Source organism: Salinicoccus halodurans, assembly GCF_900114445.1.
In the GTDB taxonomy this organism is placed as follows: Bacteria; Bacillota; Bacilli; order Staphylococcales; family Salinicoccaceae; genus Salinicoccus; species Salinicoccus halodurans.
Genome location: NZ_FOTB01000005.1, coordinates 80,798 through 97,043, shown reverse-complemented (window position 1 = coordinate 97,043; position 16,246 = coordinate 80,798). Strand labels below are relative to the sequence as shown.

17 protein-coding genes are annotated in these 16,246 nt (G+C 45.7%); 8 read left to right on the top strand and 9 right to left on the bottom strand.

Annotated features, from left to right (window positions below):
* Window positions 1-36 precede the first annotated feature (36 nt).
* Complete coding sequence (locus BM271_RS11035) at window positions 37-1,530, bottom strand: pyruvate kinase (RefSeq protein WP_046791558.1); 1,494 nt, start codon at window positions 1,528-1,530, stop codon at window positions 37-39.
* 115 nt (window positions 1,531-1,645) lie between these two features.
* Window positions 1,646-2,056: a hypothetical protein gene (locus BM271_RS11030; protein ID WP_046790858.1), complete on the bottom strand. Its 411-nt coding sequence runs from the start codon at window positions 2,054-2,056 to the stop codon at window positions 1,646-1,648.
* Between the two features lie 135 nt (window positions 2,057-2,191).
* Between BM271_RS11030 and BM271_RS11025 the strand changes: the two genes are divergently transcribed.
* The 3 genes from BM271_RS11025 to BM271_RS11010 all read left to right on the top strand — a co-directional run bounded on the left by BM271_RS11025 (window position 2,192) and on the right by BM271_RS11010 (window position 6,556).
* A complete protein-coding gene (locus BM271_RS11025; protein WP_046790859.1) occupies window positions 2,192-4,273 on the top strand; it encodes a HelD family protein in 2,082 nt (693 codons plus the stop codon).
* An 81-nt stretch (window positions 4,274-4,354) separates the two neighbouring features.
* On the top strand, window positions 4,355-5,746 hold the full coding sequence (locus BM271_RS11020; RefSeq protein ID WP_046790860.1) for an L-cystine transporter: 1,392 nt from the start codon (window positions 4,355-4,357) through the stop codon (window positions 5,744-5,746).
* 414 nt (window positions 5,747-6,160) lie between these two features.
* Window positions 6,161-6,556 (top strand): VOC family protein, encoded by a 396-nt coding sequence (locus tag BM271_RS11010; protein WP_046790861.1) that lies wholly within the window; start codon window positions 6,161-6,163, stop codon window positions 6,554-6,556.
* Between the two features lie 60 nt (window positions 6,557-6,616).
* Here the strand turns inward: BM271_RS11010 and BM271_RS14310 are convergent, their stop codons facing one another.
* Window positions 6,617-6,766, bottom strand: coding sequence for a hypothetical protein (locus BM271_RS14310; RefSeq protein WP_158462237.1), 150 nt, complete (start codon window positions 6,764-6,766; stop codon window positions 6,617-6,619).
* Window positions 6,767-7,143: 377 nt separating this feature from the next.
* On the opposite strand from BM271_RS14310, the gene BM271_RS11005 reads away from it, so the two are divergent.
* Window positions 7,144-7,425: a hypothetical protein gene (locus tag BM271_RS11005; protein WP_046790862.1), complete on the top strand. Its 282-nt coding sequence runs from the start codon at window positions 7,144-7,146 to the stop codon at window positions 7,423-7,425.
* Window positions 7,426-7,439: 14 nt separating this feature from the next.
* On the opposite strand, the gene BM271_RS11000 is transcribed toward BM271_RS11005, so the two are convergent.
* The 3 genes from BM271_RS11000 to BM271_RS10990 all read right to left on the bottom strand — a co-directional run bounded on the left by BM271_RS11000 (window position 7,440) and on the right by BM271_RS10990 (window position 9,540).
* Window positions 7,440-7,868, bottom strand: coding sequence for a GNAT family N-acetyltransferase (locus BM271_RS11000; protein ID WP_046790863.1), 429 nt, complete (start codon window positions 7,866-7,868; stop codon window positions 7,440-7,442).
* A 106-nt stretch (window positions 7,869-7,974) separates the two neighbouring features.
* Entirely contained in the window at window positions 7,975-8,613 is a 639-nt protein-coding gene (locus BM271_RS10995; protein ID WP_046790864.1) for an FMN-dependent NADH-azoreductase, read from the bottom strand.
* A gap of 129 nt (window positions 8,614-8,742) precedes the next feature.
* Window positions 8,743-9,540 (bottom strand): class I SAM-dependent methyltransferase, encoded by a 798-nt coding sequence (locus BM271_RS10990; protein WP_046790865.1) that lies wholly within the window; start codon window positions 9,538-9,540, stop codon window positions 8,743-8,745.
* 116 nt (window positions 9,541-9,656) lie between these two features.
* On the opposite strand from BM271_RS10990, the gene BM271_RS10985 reads away from it, so the two are divergent.
* On the top strand, window positions 9,657-10,325 hold the full coding sequence (locus BM271_RS10985) for a type 1 glutamine amidotransferase domain-containing protein (RefSeq protein WP_046790866.1): 669 nt from the start codon (window positions 9,657-9,659) through the stop codon (window positions 10,323-10,325).
* Window positions 10,326-10,388: 63 nt separating this feature from the next.
* Here the strand turns inward: BM271_RS10985 and BM271_RS10980 are convergent, their stop codons facing one another.
* Window positions 10,389-10,844: a DinB family protein gene (locus tag BM271_RS10980; RefSeq protein WP_046790867.1), complete on the bottom strand. Its 456-nt coding sequence runs from the start codon at window positions 10,842-10,844 to the stop codon at window positions 10,389-10,391.
* 123 nt (window positions 10,845-10,967) lie between these two features.
* Here BM271_RS10980 and BM271_RS14405 point away from each other — a divergent pair, with 123 nt between their 5' ends.
* Both BM271_RS14405 and BM271_RS10975 read left to right on the top strand, forming a co-directional pair.
* Entirely contained in the window at window positions 10,968-11,144 is a 177-nt protein-coding gene (locus BM271_RS14405; RefSeq protein ID WP_200795348.1) for a hypothetical protein, read from the top strand.
* 76 nt (window positions 11,145-11,220) lie between these two features.
* Window positions 11,221-12,687, top strand: coding sequence for a DHA2 family efflux MFS transporter permease subunit (locus BM271_RS10975; RefSeq protein WP_046790868.1), 1,467 nt, complete (start codon window positions 11,221-11,223; stop codon window positions 12,685-12,687).
* A 61-nt stretch (window positions 12,688-12,748) separates the two neighbouring features.
* Here BM271_RS10975 and BM271_RS10970 read toward each other — a convergent pair whose 3' ends face one another.
* Window positions 12,749-14,173, bottom strand: a complete 1,425-nt coding sequence (locus tag BM271_RS10970) for a DHA2 family efflux MFS transporter permease subunit (protein ID WP_046790869.1) — start codon at window positions 14,171-14,173, stop codon at window positions 12,749-12,751.
* Between the two features lie 75 nt (window positions 14,174-14,248).
* Here BM271_RS10970 and BM271_RS10965 point away from each other — a divergent pair, with 75 nt between their 5' ends.
* Window positions 14,249-14,716, top strand: a complete 468-nt coding sequence (locus BM271_RS10965) for a MarR family winged helix-turn-helix transcriptional regulator (protein WP_143544938.1) — start codon at window positions 14,249-14,251, stop codon at window positions 14,714-14,716.
* Between the two features lie 57 nt (window positions 14,717-14,773).
* Here BM271_RS10965 and BM271_RS10960 read toward each other — a convergent pair whose 3' ends face one another.
* On the bottom strand, window positions 14,774-16,198 hold the full coding sequence (locus BM271_RS10960; RefSeq protein ID WP_082103691.1) for an MDR family MFS transporter: 1,425 nt from the start codon (window positions 16,196-16,198) through the stop codon (window positions 14,774-14,776).
* Window positions 16,199-16,246: the final 48 nt, after the last annotated feature.

The window sequence follows — 16,246 nt, the reverse complement described above, 5'->3', positions numbered from 1 at the left end:
CAAAAAAAGAACCTGCAGATGCAGGCCCTTCAGGATTTACGTTTCGAATGTTTCCCGTGCGATACTGAGCGATCTCAGCATCGACGTTTTTTTATATTGATGATCTTCAAATTTTTTGAGGATGTCCGAAACGACTTCGACACCGTCGACAATATAATCACCCTTGTTCAGCATGATGCACTCAGCACGCGAACCGGCAACGACATCGGAAATTTCAGACCGGGTCGGGATACCTGTTTTGACCAGTGATTCCACAACCTGTGTCGCCCAGATCACCGGCACCTGGGCCGCTTCACATATCCACAGCAGTTCTTCCTGCACTTCACTCAGCCGCTCGTAACCTGTCTCCACCGCCAGGTCACCGCGTGCAACCATGACACCGAACAGCCGTGCGCCAGCTGCACGCTGGATGATATCCGGCAGATTCCTTATGCCTTCGGTCGTTTCGATCTTAGCAATCGTCGGCAGACCCTTTCTGTCGGCAGGCAGCTTGTCACCAAGCGCCTCTTCTATCAGTTCTATATCACTTCTGTCTTTAATGAACGAAAACGCTATGGCATCGGCATGGCCGGCTGCGAAGTCCAGATCCTTGTAGTCCTGTTCTGTCAGGACCGGCAGTTTATAATCCACATCCGGGATGTTGATGCCTTTCTCCGTCTTCACTTTGACACCGTCTTCCTTGACTGTGCGCTTGACTTCACAGATGACACCGTCCGCATGCATCTCTGCCACCTCGGCTTCAATGTGGCCGTCGTCGAGTTTCACCATCTGTCCCGTTTGCATATTATCGAGCACTTCCGGCACCGATGTGTTCACGGCGATTTCTATGCCTTTCGGGAGGGCCATGGAGGTTTTATTAGAAATCAGGAAGCGTTCCCCTTCCTTCACTTTCGGGTTCCGCTTCGTTGTCAGAAGCATCTTCGTACGGATTTTGGGACCGCTGATGTCCATGAGCACCCGGCAAGTGTGGCCGGTATTCTTTTCCGCCTTCCTGATATTTTCAACCATCGCCTCCCAGGTTTCCGGCTCATCGTGGGCACAGTTTATCCGTGCCATATTCATCCCGGACGCAATAAGCGACTCCACGAGCTCATAATTTTCAGCCGCCTCAGACGGCATGGTCACAAGTATCCGGGTCTCGCGGTCATGTTTTATATCGCCGAACAGTTCATCCGTATTGTTCTTAAGCGCTTCATTGCGCTCACGGAAAGTCGCCGAAGAACGATAATCGATTTCCCCGACATTTTCTCCTGTAATGTTGCCGAGCGTTTTCGTCACGGCATTCAGCGTGCCGAGGACATCCGCTTCCAGCCTGCCGAGTGAGGATACACCCCATGGAATGAGACGTTCCTGCAGATCCCTCATATCCTTTTTGCGGAAGGCCATATAGTATGCCAGATTCCGCGCACTGTCTTCATATTCCTCTCTTATCGGCGTCTCGTTCCATCTATCATACAGTCTGTCGCCTTCCTCTATCACAAACTCCCGCACTTCCATCACTTTTTTAAGCAGCGCCCTGCCTTCTTCCATATCCACTTCATATCACTCCTCGTACGTTTCGCATATACTGTATGTATACCCGGGAGCAGGCAGATTAATTTAGCGCACTTAAAAAAGCACAGGACCAAATCGTCCCATGCTTCATTTAAAGTCGGAGTTTATAACAGACATGCAGCACTTCCAGATAACCAATATGGAATATTGCCCACAGTGTCCAGCCGATATAACTGTGCAGTTCCATCGGCTCTACTGCTGAAGATGATAAAATGAAATACAATACAGTGGTGACTATCCAGATAACCACCATCAGAGGTATGTATAGTTTACTTTGGTTTAGATAAAACCATTTCAGAATGGTTGCTATCACAACAGAGACAAGTAAGTGGAGCAGTACCTGAATCACAATATGCGGCTCGTCATCGCTTATAAAATCCAAATTGAGCAGTAAATCCATCAGTTCTATATCAGTGGATAACTGGACATATAAAAATGCACCCAGTAAAAGCAAGCCCGCTATAGTGCCGCTGATGAGACCGGAGAGTAGAATTTTGCCCATAGCACCTGTTCCTTTAATAATTTAGTCTTTAATTTTACAATTCCATTATATCATATGCAAAAAAGTAATTTAAGACTGTTATTAAAGTACAAAACCATATATGATATATTCTCGACCAAAAAGGGGGATAAGCACTTGGCACACTTATCATTAGAAGAAGAAAAACGGCATCTGACACTGACTGTCGATTTTTTAAAGGCATATAACGCACAACTGACACTCCAGCGGGACAATGTCAAAAAAGGCATCCGTTCAAGCAGGGAGGAAATAAATGAGGAAATCGCAACGATCGATGCAGATTTCGAATCCGGGAACATCTACGAGTTCATCCAGATGCTGCCGGAACTCCGTACATCAGAAGTGAATTTCAATTTCATCGATTCCATGTACAAAAGAACGAAGCGCATGATACCAAAACCATACTTCGGGAAAATCATTGTCGACGATGAAGAAATATACATCGGCACCGGAACCATCAAGAATAATGACAATGACATTTTGATATATGACTGGCGGACACCTGTCGCAAGTCTGTTTTACGAGAATAATACCGGTGAGCTGTCCTACACCATCCCGGACGGCAGCCGCATTGGTGCTTTCGTTTCCGGAAGAAGGCAGTTCATCGTCGAAGACGGCAATCTGCTGAAGATGTTTGACAGTGACGTGTATATCGGGGATGAAGTACTCCAGAATATGATTACGGATTCTTCCCAGTCAAAACTGAAAAACATCGTCTCCACCATCCAGCAGGAACAAAATGAAGTCATCCGTCAGCCGCTCAGACAGGACACGCTTGTATACGGCCCTCCGGGCAGCGGTAAAACATCCCTTGCCCTCCAGCGGATCGCATTTTTGCTCTATCAGCATAAAGAGACTTTGAAGCCGGAAAATATACTGCTTGTTTCCCCAAACGAAGTATTCAACGACTACCTGTCCGACGTTCTGCCGGAACTTGGTGAAAACCATGTCAAGAACATTACATTCTACCGTCTGATCGGCCAGTTCCCCTACTTCAAAGCACGACGTTTTGAAACGATATATGAAAATATAAGAAGGCTGCGAGAAGACACGGCATCCCATGACATATATAAGTTCAAATCTTCTCTGGACTATTTCAGGACACTCCATAATTTCATAGAATCACTGGCAACAGCGGGCATGGAGTTCCGCGACCTCAAAGACAGGGACGGCATCTTCATATCGAAAGAGAAGCTGAATGATATATTCTATAAAGAACTTGGCCATCATACTCCGAATAAACGCCTGTTTAAAATCAGGGAACGGCTGCTCTCCTTGTATTCAGTGCGTATCGAGGAAATCAAAGAAGCGAAGTTCAAGGAACTGAACAGCCAGAATAAATATATCGGCGAACAGCATCAGTTGAAAGAGAGGGCGCACTCGTTTGCGAAGGACCAGCTGAAACAGGCACACAGGCAGATCATGCTTTTCAGGTTTGTCCATATTGAAAAACTTTATATCAATTCCATCACCGACAGGCAGTTCAGGAATGCGACCATCCGTTCCATTAAGGAAAATGATTTTAAATATGAAGATATTGCACCGATGCTCTACATCTATATCCATCTGCTCGGGGTTTATGATCGCTCCGTCCAGCACGTATTGATCGATGAGGTGCAGGACTACTCCAACATGCAGTATTACGTGATGCGCCACTATTACAGGAAGGCATCATTTACGAGCCTCGGTGATCCCAATCAGCAGATTCATCACGTGGATAAAGATCCGCTGGTTGCCAAAAATCATGTGCAGAAGAACCTGGTCCGTTCGTATCGTTCCACCAACCAGATCAATGCATTTCTCAACAGCATCGTACCGGATTCCATTCAATCCGTCTCTGTGGACGGTGAAGAAGTGCAGAAGATCACTTCAGACGATCAGACGGAAAAAATCCGCAAAATACTGCGGACTGAAGAGCCCCCGCAGGTGGCGATCATCACATCTTCCAAAGCATCTGCAGATGCGCTTTACGGCCGGCTGGAAGAGGAATTCCCGCAGTTCCGGAATCTTCAGGAGGAGGATACGCTGTATAATCAGTCGTTCCTCATCCTGCCCTATTACCTTTCAAAAGGATTTGAGTACAATACAGTCATCCTCGCCGATGCGCAGGATTATGAAGCGGAGGATCACATAATGTATGTGCTCGCTTCCCGTGCGACCAGACACCTTTACATCATTGAACAGTTAAGTGAATATTGAGACTTTTCAATACCTACTTTACAAGTAGGATTAACTCCTATATAATTACTCTACTTTGAAAATATAGAGGAGTTTAATTTTATGGATCTTTTGCTTATCATCATCAACCTTATCATCTTCCTGGCATTGATCGGTGCGCTTATGTTCCTGAAAAAGCGCAATGTCAAATTTTCATACCGTGTTATGATCGGCCTGCTCATCGGCCTGGTATTCGGAGCTGTAATCCAGCTGATCTACGGTGTCAGCAACAATATTACCGTACAGACGACGGACTGGATGTCAATCGTCGGCGACGGCTTCGTCCGCCTGCTTCAGATGATTGTCATGCCGCTCGTATTCATCTCTATCCTGGGCGCGTTCGCCAAGATGGACATGAAAGAAAAGTTCCTGAAATCAGGATCGAAAATCATACTGATCCTGCTCGGCACAACAGCCATCGCTGCAGCCATCGGAATCACAGCAGCCCTGCTTTTCAATCTGGATGCGTCCAGTTTGAACCTCGGAGAAGCAGAAAATGAAAGAGCCGCTTCCCTGCAGACAAGTGCCGAGGAAGTCGAGGGCCAGACATTGCCCCAGCAGCTGATTTCACTGCTCCCGGCAAACCCGTTCCTTGATTTCACAGGGGAACGTGCAACATCAACAATCGCAGTTGTATTTTTCGCAGTATTCATGGGGCTCAGCCTTGTGCGGCTGATCAAGAGCAACCCGGAAACCGGAGAAAAAGTCAGAGCTGGCATCGTGGCTGTCAACGAATGGGTCATGCAGCTTGTTAAGATCATTCTTGCCCTGACCCCCTACGGAATATTCGCCATCATGGCAAATACAGTTGCCACTTCCGATTTCCAGGCCATCTATGACCTCGGATTATTCGTAGTCGCTTCATATGCTGCCCTGATTGCAATGTACCTGGTTCATCTGATAATCATTACCCTGACCGGATTAAACCCGGTTCAATACTTCAAGAAAACATCAGAGACACTGTTATTTGCGTTCACATCCCGTTCAAGTGCAGGCACACTGCCGCTTAACATCCAGACTCAGAGGATCCGTCTCGGTGTGCCTTCCAGTATTGCAAACTTCTCCGGAAGTTTCGGCCTGTCTATCGGACAGAACGGATGTGCAGGCATCTATCCAGCTATGCTCGGCATCATGATTGCACCGGCTGTCGGCATTGAAATTAATGCGACATACATCATTACACTCATTGCCGTCACAGTCATCGCATCACTTGGTATCGCAGGCGTCGGTGGCGGAGCGACATTCGCAGCAATCGTCGTCCTCTCTACAATGAACCTGCCGATCGCACTCGCTGCCGTGCTCATCTCGGTAGAACCGCTCATCGATATGGGCCGTACTGCACTAAACGTCAGCGGCTCAATGGTTTCCGGTACGGTAACCGCCAAAACCAACGGTCAGATCGATAAAGACATTTATAATTCCGATAATCTGGACGAACTTACAGCAGAAGTTTAATATGATAATGAATACCGGTTCCTTAAATCAGGGATCCGGTTTTTTTTGTTTCAAAAACCATATATATTTGTAATTTCTTTCAGGTTTCAACTTCTTCTAAGCGATTCGAGGAGATTCCCCAAACTTTTCATTCAACGGCGCATGGAATGACTTCCTGGGACCGCTTCTCTACCTGAATGATGAGTCACTCTATACATTACAGCTCGGCCTGCAGGTATTCAAAGAACAATCCAGCACACAGTGGAACTACTTAATGGCTGGTTCTCTGCTGGTACTTTTACCGGTCATCATACTGTTCTTTTTCTTTCAGAAATACTTCATCGAAGGCTCGAATATACTCGGCAATACAGATGAAAAATGATGAAGCCGGAAATCTTCTGTTATACTTGGAGCATATAGATGAGGAGGCTGATTATGAAGTCAATGACACCCTTCCTGATGTTCGAAGGCCGTGCAGAGGAAGCTATGGAATATTATATGGAAATTTTCGAAGATGCGGAAATCCGATATGTAAAGAAATATGATGCGGACAGCCCTGAAATGCAGGGCAAGATCATGCAGGGCGTAATCCGCATCCATGACCAGCTTGTCATGATGATGGACAGCAACGTGCCCCATGAGTTCTCATTCACACCCAGCATGTCCTTCTTCATAGAATGTAATTCACTGCCGGAAATTGAGGCCTGCTATAGAAAACTCAAGAAAAAAGGCGCCATACTCATGCCCCTGGATGAGTATGGCTTCTCCGACAGCTTTGCATGGGTTCAGGACCAGTTCGGTGTTTCATGGCAATTGAACTTTTCCAGATAGAATTTTATAAATACAAAAATGCCGTCCCTCTTCTGATCAGGGACGGCATTTCCAATTCAATTATGCACCAAATCTGTTGATGATTTTACTGAAGAAAGATTTTTTTGATTTTGCTTCTTTCTTGTTCTGAGAAATATGGCTGTAGCTCTCAGCAATTTTTTTGTACTCTTCCATGCGAAGATCTGCAGAAATACGATCAGTTGAAAACATTTTATTCCCTCCCATATTTGTAATTTTAATTTATATTAATTTCATTATTCCTGTTCGTCTATAGTTACATAATACCATTAAAACAAGCTTCCATCAACGTTTATGTGAATTTTTGACCAAAGTAAATATATTAATAATTTTTAAATAATTCAAATTCTAAATGTAATTTTCGATTTAAAATTTCACAAATAACAATAGTTTAGATATTAAATGCTTATAATTGCATCATTATGCCGTTTGATAGCGTTTTCCAACAGTTATACTGTATATTTATTTTCAGGTTTCAGTGATAGTTTATTCATAAACTTAAAACTTTTACACTTTAAAGGAATATAGTGGTAAAATTAATGTAATGATGTATAGGGGGGGTCTGCTTTATGCTGTGGATTTTGGGCATTGTACTCATCGCCACAATTGGTGGCTTCGGAAGCGAATATTTAAAGCATCAGAGAAAAATGGAGAAGATGAGAATCGATGCCATAGACAAACAATTGGAGCTTGAACGTCTGAAGCAGGAAAATTTCCTGCTCGAAAATCAGCATATGAAATCTGAACTTGAGCGGATCAAAGAAGAGAATAAGAAGCTGCTGGAAGCTAAACAAAAGGACAAAGACAGCCCCTGGCTCATAGAAGAGACAAAAGCAGAAAGTGAGGAGTGAATGATATTCACTCCTCACTTTCTATATTCCATATGATAATGCGGAATATCATCTTCCAGATGCATATCCGAGACCGTTTTAAAGCCGAATGACTGATAATATTTCTCCAAATGTGCCTGGCCGTGGAGATATATCAGTTCGCCCGCATGATACGAGTCTACATAATCCATCGCCTTCTTCATCAATTCCCGGCCGAGTCCTGTTCCCCTCTGATCTTCCCTTACTATGACACGTCCAATAGAAACAGGGGATTCATGGACGATTCTTAAATATGCGCTGATGCCAGAATCATCTGTTTTATAAATGTGTGTTGAGACCGGATCTTTTCCGTCTATCTCCTGATAGGCGCATTCCTGCTCTACTATGAATACTGAAACCCTGAGCCTGTAGATTTCTTCGAGTATATGTAAATCAAGACTTTCAAAATTTTCAACATGCCACATGATATCCCTCCGATTTAATACATATTATAAGTATATTAACACAAAAAGAGCCCGGCACATCAGTGTGCCGGGCTCAGTCCAGAAAAAACCTGTCCATATGACCGTTTTACGCAAATTGTGAATTCAATTCTCTTGCTGATTCACGTACGCTTTCCAGACCCTCTTCTATGATTCTTGCAGCGTCCTGCGGCATTGCATTGTGGCCTTCAATGATGATTTCATCAGTGATTTCCATACCGAATACACCGCCGAATACATTTTTCATATAGTTCATGGACATATCCATGCCCTGCGCTTCAGGTACACTGTATACGCCGCCGCGTGCGTTCAACAGTACTACTTTCTTATCCGTCATAAGCTGTGCCATTGAACCGTCTGCATTGTATTTGAAAGTGAATCCTGCAGCATACACATAATCTATGAAAGTCTGCAGACGTGCAGGGATTGTCAGATTCCACAGCGGGAATGCAAATACGAGTACATCCGCCTTTTCGAAAGCATCCATCGCTTTTTGCTTTGCATTCATAAGACGCTGTTCTTCTTCATTCAATGCTTCTTCGTTTTGCAGTTTGCCGAAAGCACTGAAAAGCTCTTGGCCGATGTAAGGCATATCTTCCTCGAAAGTGTCATAGACTTCAACATTCAGGTTGTCACTTTGTTTCAGTGTCTCCATGTATGCTTCATACATTTTAGTAGAGACTCCGTCAGGACGGTTGTTTGCTTTCACTACAAGTACATTTGTCATGTATATGTTCCTCCAGAAATTATCATCTTTTTTAATCACAAGTTATATAATAACAAAAAGTAAGTTGATTGTAAATGTTTTGTGATGGTTTTCGAAGAAACTTTCCATAACAGTACTTTAGGCTGATTTTTATTCCTTGTTCCTGTTTTGCAGGATGGCTACGCTGAGCACATGCGGTATCTTATGGCTGTCCTTTGACTTGTCTTTTTCGAGATATTCCTTTACCTCCTCAAGCGTTCTTTTACGTTTTTTTTCTTTGAACGCTGCAAGCCATGAGACGGTGGCAAGACGCCCCAGCCACTCTTCATTTGTAAATGTCACATCATAATCCATTTTGTATAGATCCAGCAGATCAAAACGGGAGTATTTCCATTCATCGAACCATTCCACAGGGAAACTGTTGATCATCTGTGTTGCATCCTCTTTTGCACCTGCAGCTTTGAGCTGTTTGTCACTGGCATTATTCTTGATGATTTTCATGGATTTTTTCACTACTTTTATGCCCGAAGTGAATCCTGAATCCATGATGATCAGATGTCCGCCCGGTTTTAAAATACGTTTGATCTCCTTGATCGCCTCTTCAGTATCAAACCAGTGCCAAGCACGCATTACCGTAACAATATCATAAGTATTCGGCTTGAGGCCGGTATCTTCTGCATATTTCTGCGTGAAATTGATGCGGGGATCATCCCCTACAAATTTCTTGCCTACCTTGATTAATTCCTCAGACGGTTCCACTGCATCTACAATCGCACCATGATTACTGAGCATCTTGCTGAGGAGACCCGGTCCTGCCCCAAGGTCCGCCACTTTGCTCCCGCTGATTTCCACCCCTCTTTTCTCCAGACCTTTCAATAGATTTTCGGGGATATCATCTCTGTACTTCAGGTATTCTTTCGCAACATTACCAAAGTCCACTTTTTTCATTCGGTACACTCCTATTTTAATGAATTTTTGATTGTCTATGAATTCTAATGCAGATTTCTTGAGATTACTTTACATCTCTTGTGGGTAAACAGATGTAAAGGAGAGTTGATATTAATATGAACAAATCTGTACTTATTGTTGCAACGAATCATGGAACAATCAATAACGACAAAGACAGACCTACAGGTCTATGGTTGAGTGAAGCAGCTGAGCCATATCAAATCTTCCAGGGTGCCGGATTGCAAGCGGATATCGTTTCGCCAAAAGGCGGCGAAGTACCGCTCGATCCTGCTTCTCTTTCCAACGGACAGGATGATGAAAAATTCAATGATGTCATCAGGCTGCTCCAAAACACCCAGAGCCTTAAAGATGTTGTCTACGAGGGCTACGATGCAATTTTCTTTGCCGGCGGTCACGGTGCAATGTATGATTTTCCCGGCAATCCGGAAATCCAGAATATCATGGCCTACTTCAAAGATGACGGCAGAATAATCGGTGCAGTGTGCCACGGACCGGCTGCATTTGCAGATGCCAAAACCAAAGACGGCAGCTATCTCGTGGACGGTGTTAAAATCACCGGGTTCACAAATGCAGAAGAGGAATCCATGAATCTCATGGATGACATGCCATTCGCACTCCAGACAAAATTGGAATCCCACGGAGCCGGTTTCGTCGCCGGCAGTGAGATGGAAAGCAATGTCGTCAAAGACAGGAACTTCGTCACAGGCCAAAATCCTGCTTCTGCAGCAGACGCTGCACAGGCAATCGTCAATCAACTCACTTAAAGATTATATAACATTTGAAGATATAAAAACACAGAACATCGGCTCCGATGTTCTGTGTTTTTATCATTTGATCAATTTTGCCATTTCCTGTATTTTTCCTGCATGAAGAGACTCATGGAGAATCATGAAGGACAACTGTTCATATCTTTTGGTCATCCCCATGAATTCACGGGGAAGATCCTCCTCCAGCCTCTCTTCTTCAATATCTTCAAGCCGCGGCACCTGTCCTTCCAGAAGTGCTTTGATTTCATCCAGTGAAGGGGTTTCGTCATCAAAATCATCCGGACTTGTACCATAGCCGAAATATTTTTGATACCTTTTACTATCATCCGTTTTTGAATCTGTAAGCGCTGCAGTCGGCAGTTCCATCATGCCTGCCACATGCCCGAGCTGCCAGTGAATATTATTTTTGAATCCTTCCGGGATTTTTGTCATGTCTTCCACCGAAACTTTGTCAAAAGTATCGAGAATCCACTCTCTTGCTGTTTTCACCTGGAATAATAGTGTTTCTTTTCTCACTGAGAAAACTCCTTTCAAAAATGTATTCCTTAACTATTAGTATACATACCCTGTTTTCGAATTGCTTATTCAGGGCATCATGTATAATATGGATATGAAAAAATTTGATTGGAGGCATCATACATGACCCGATTTCTGCTCAACCTCGTCCTGATGGGAATCATCACTCTTGGCATCTACTGGGTGATTATTACTTTCATCCCGCCCCTTGCAGGATATTCGATTCCAATCGCATTGCTTTTAGGCATTACGATCGGTTTCTTCATATATATACAGATAGACAACAGAATGGGTCCGTAACCAGAATAAAATCCTTGCTTATTTCGGGAATCGGAATATAATAGTGAGTATTGATTTTAGAAACAGAGGTAATATTATGGAACCAAAAACTAATGACAGGCCGGATTACAGACTGATTTTCATACTGCTTTCCGGTGCTTTTGTCGCATTGCTTTCGAACACATTCCTGAACGTCGCACTGCCGTCCATCAAGGATGATTTCGGCATCACCACTTCCACAGTACAGTGGGTGTCCACTGCCTACATGCTGGTCAGCGGTATTGTCATTCCGACCACCGCTTTCCTCATGCAGAGGTTCAGCGCGAAGAAATTATTCATCGCTGCAATGCTGCTCTTTTTGACAGGTACACTCGTTGCAGGGCTGTCCCCCACATTCATGGTGTTGATCCTGGGACGTATGATCCAGGCATCCGGTTCAGCGATTCTTATGCCCTTGCTGATGAATGTGATGATTACAAGCTTCCCTCCGGCACAGCGGGGAACGGCTATGGGCCTGTTCAGTCTTGTGATGTTTTTTGCGCCGGCAATCGGTCCGACACTCTCAGGGTTCATCGTCCAGCATTATTCATGGCATATGCTTTTCTTCATGATGGTCCCGATCCTATTGATTGTTCTTTCCATCGGCTGGCTCAAACTGCCCCAGACGGATACCCATTACACGACTAAAATTGATATTCCCTCTGTCATTCTCTCGACGCTCGGATTCGGCGGCATACTTTATGGCTTCAGTGCAGCCGGCAACAGCGGGTGGATGAGGCCTGATGTCATTCTGACACTCTTCATCGGTTTCACAGCGGTGTTCTTCTACATCAGAAAACAGATCCATATGAACGATCCGATGCTGAACTTCAAAGTCTATAAGTTTCCCATGTTCACCCTTGCCTCACTGCTTATCGGCACGATGAACATGGCACTCTTCTCCGGCATGATACTGATGCCGATCTATCTGCAGGACATCCAGGGGATTTCGCCGTTGGATACAGGAATTTTATTACTCCCCGGCGCTCTGATCATGGGATTCATGAGTCCCATATCCGGCAAGCTGTTCGACATGTTCGGTCCGAAAGTGCTCGCAATCACCGGTCTGACCCTGACGGTTTCCACCACATTCTTCTTCAGCCAGCTCGAAGTGGATACGAGCTATACATTTCTGATCATGCTCTACTCCATAAGGGCATTCGGGATGACCCTGGTCATGACCCCGGTGATGACCAACGGCATGAACCAGCTGACACCTGAACTCACACCGCACGGGTCATCGATCAACAGTATGCTGAATCAGGTTTCCGGGGCAATCGGCACCGCCCTTCTGATCACAGTGATGCAGAACAGGATGAACCAGAAGCTTGCCGATATTCCAAGCCCGGATACTGCAGCCATGAACCAGGCGATGCTCGACGGAATAAACTTTGCATTCCTGATTGCGACAGTTCTCCTGGCCATTGCCCTCGTACTCTCTTTCTTCCTGAAACGCGTGACTTCCGACGAAGTCATCGGAAATGATATGACCAAGGCAAGACCCATCGAATCAGACGAAAGATAGAAAAAAAGACATGCCGGAAAAAATTCCGGCGTGTCTTTTTGAGTTTGAAAACCTATTATTGCTATTGATCATATGCTTCATCATATTCCGAATCATCCGGCTTCCTGAGTTTGAAGGCCAGTATGAAACCGATGAGGGCAAGGCCGCCGGCAAACATAAAGGAAATATTTACGCCGTGGATCATACCTTGTGCGCCCTGGTCGGGCAGCATCGTGTTGGTCATTATCGAAACCAGCAGTGCGGTGCCGACGGCACCTGCAATCTGGCGCATCGTATTATTCATTGCTGTACCGTGGGGCACCAGTTTTTTCGACATCTGGTTGAGCCCGGCCGTCGTTACAGGCATCATGACCATCGAGACGCCCAGCATCCTGAATGCATTGACTACAGCAAGATATGTGAATGTCGTTTCAGTATCCAAATTGGTAAACATCAGGGATGTCACCGCAACGATGCCGAGGCCGATGATTGCGAGCCAGCGTGCACCGTATCTGTCAAAAAGCCTTCCTGTAATCGGACTCATCACACCCATGATTACTGCGCCCGGGAAAAGCATCATGCCGGATGCCAGGGCCGAGAATCCGAGCATATTCTGCATCAGGATAGGCAGGATGACTGCCCCGCCGATCATGGCCATGAAGACAATCATGCCGAGAGCGGTCGTCAGGGTGAAAATCTTATCCTTGAATACACCGAATTCCAAAATCGGCTGTTCCAGACTGTTCTGACGTCTGATGAAGATGAACAGAGCGACTGCACCTACAGCGAGCGAGATGATTACCGCAGAGCTTAACCAGCCACTGTTGCCCGCAACACTGAATCCGTAAAGCAGTCCGCCGAAACCGAGCGTTGAAAGGATGATGGACAGCATATCCAGCTTGGGATTCGTCTGCTCTGTCACATTCCTCAAAATAAAGTACGCGACGATCAGGTCGATGATAACAATTGGGAGCAGCATGTAGAACAAGCCGCGCCATGGATATATATCGATGAACCAGCCGGATAAAGTCGGTCCAATTGCCGGAGCGAAGCTGATGACAAGGCCGAACATGCCCATCGCCTTGCCCCGCTCACTCTTCGGATAGACCAGGAACAGGATCGTCTGCATCAACGGCATGATGATACCGGCACCTGCAGCCTGCAGGACACGTCCGGCCATGAGAATCGGGAAATTCGGGGATATTCCGCATACCAGCGTACCTAATCCGAACAGGGACAATGCTGTGAAAAACAACGCTCTGGTCGAGAATTTACTTATTAAAAAAGCTGTAACAGGAATCATGATTCCATTGACCAGCATGAAGACGGACTGCAGCCATTGTGCAACATCCGCTTCCAGTTCCAGATCGGCCATTATATGGGGAATCGCTGTGGCCAGCAGGGTCTGGTTCAATATTGCGGCAAATGCACCGGAGAGGAGCACAGCCATTAACGTCAGCCTTCCTGCATTGGTCAGCTGACCTTCATTTTCTTTCTGTAGAGACATAAATTTTCCTTCTTTCATAGACATACAACAGAAATGATTGTATTATACAACTATATCGAATGTCAACTGTAACAATTGGAAATTTTGGAAAGGCAGCGTGATTTACAAGTGGTCAATGATAAATCTTTGGAGAAACTGGAGCTTGAAATTGCCATGATGGTCCGGGGGCTTCGGAACCGGGCAACCGAAGTGGATGAAAAACAGAAATTGAGGCGTGCCAGCTACTTCATCATGCTAATCATTTCAGATAAAGGACCGATGGGTGTAAAGGATATGGCAGATCAGCTTCATCTGGATGTCTCCACAGTCAGCAGGCAGGCCGGAGATCTGCTGAAAAAGGAATTCCTGAAAAAGACACCTTCAGAGACGGACCGGCGTTCCTACACTTATGAAATAACAGAAAAAGGATGGGAGGCGCTGGCATCCAACCGGGAAGGCCGGCAGGACCGTTTCCGCACAATGATAGAGCAATGGGAAACGGGAGAAATAGAAGAATTTGCCCGGCTCCTTAAAAAATTCAATAGTCTTCTGGAATCAGATTGAAGCTGGAAATAAATTAAGCTGCCACCCGCTGTATAAACGGAATGGCAGCTTTCATTTTTATTTTTTTGATCCGGTCGGACTGCGCAGTCTGAACGCGAGGATGAACCCGGCAAGCGAAAAGATGCCGGTCAATATGAATGACATGTTTACACCGTGGATCATGCCTTCGGCTCCCTGACCCGGAATCATCGTTATCGTCATGACTGACACAAACAATGCAGTTCCTACTGCGCCGGCAACCTGTCTCATCGTATTGTTCATCGCCGTACCATGCGGCACCAGCTTATTGGTCAACTGGTTCAGTCCTGCTGTGGTCGATGGCATCATGACCATGGAAATACCGAGCATCCTTACAGCGTTGACTACAGCCAGATACGTAAATGTGGTTTCTGTATCCAGAACCGCAAACATGAATGTGGTTACAGTGACAATGCCGAGCCCGGGAATCACGAGCCATCTGGCTCCGAACTTATCAAACATACGGCCGGTAACCGGGCTCATGATACCCATGAGCAAGGCACCCGGCAGCATCATCAGCCCGGATTCAAATGCCGTGAAGCCAAGCATGTTCTGCATGAAGATCGGCAGGATGATGGCACCGCCGATCATCGTCATGAATGCAACCATGCCGATGATTGTCGCAAGAGTGAAAATAGGATCCCTGAATACCCTGAACTCCAGGATCGGCTGTTCCAGCCTGAACTGCCTTTTTATGAACAGGGTCAATGTAATCGCACCGACTCCCAGTGATATGAGTACCGTGGGGCTCAGCCATCCGCTGCTGCCGGCGATACTGAATCCATACAGCAATCCTCCGAAACCGAGAGTTGACAGTATGATCGAAAAGACATCCACTTTCGGATTAGTCTGTTCTGTAACATTCTTAAGGACGAAATAGGCAATGATCAGATCGATGATGACAATCGGAAGTATGATGTAGAATAGCCCGCGCCAGGGGTAGATTTCTACAAACCAGCCTGAGAGCGTCGGTCCTATGGCCGGTGCAAAGCTGATGACCAGGCCGAAGAATCCCATCGCCGTCCCCCTCTTTTCGCGTGGGTAGATCAGAAACAGGATCGTCTGCATCAGCGGCATGATGATGCCCGCTCCGGATGCCTGCAAAATTCTTCCGAGCAGCAGTATCGTGAAATTCGGCGCGAGTCCACACACCAGCGTACCGATGCCAAACAGGATGAGTGCTGTAAAGAAAAGACTCCTTGTCGAGAATTTGCCGATCAGAAAAGCCGTCACCGGTATCATGATTCCGTTGACCAGCATAAAGACGGACTGCAGCCACTGTGCGACGTCCGCCTCCAAATTGAGATCGGCCATGATATGCGGTATGGCAGTCGCAAGCAGCGTCTGGTTCAAAATCGCTGCAAACGCCCCCGACAACAGAACCAGCATCAGCGGCAGTTTTTTTATTTCTGTCTGTGGTTCATTTTCATGGGCATGCTGTGTCATAGAACTTCCTACTTTCATGAATCAAAAAATACGGGTCTGATATTACAGAAAAAAGAATATAAAAGC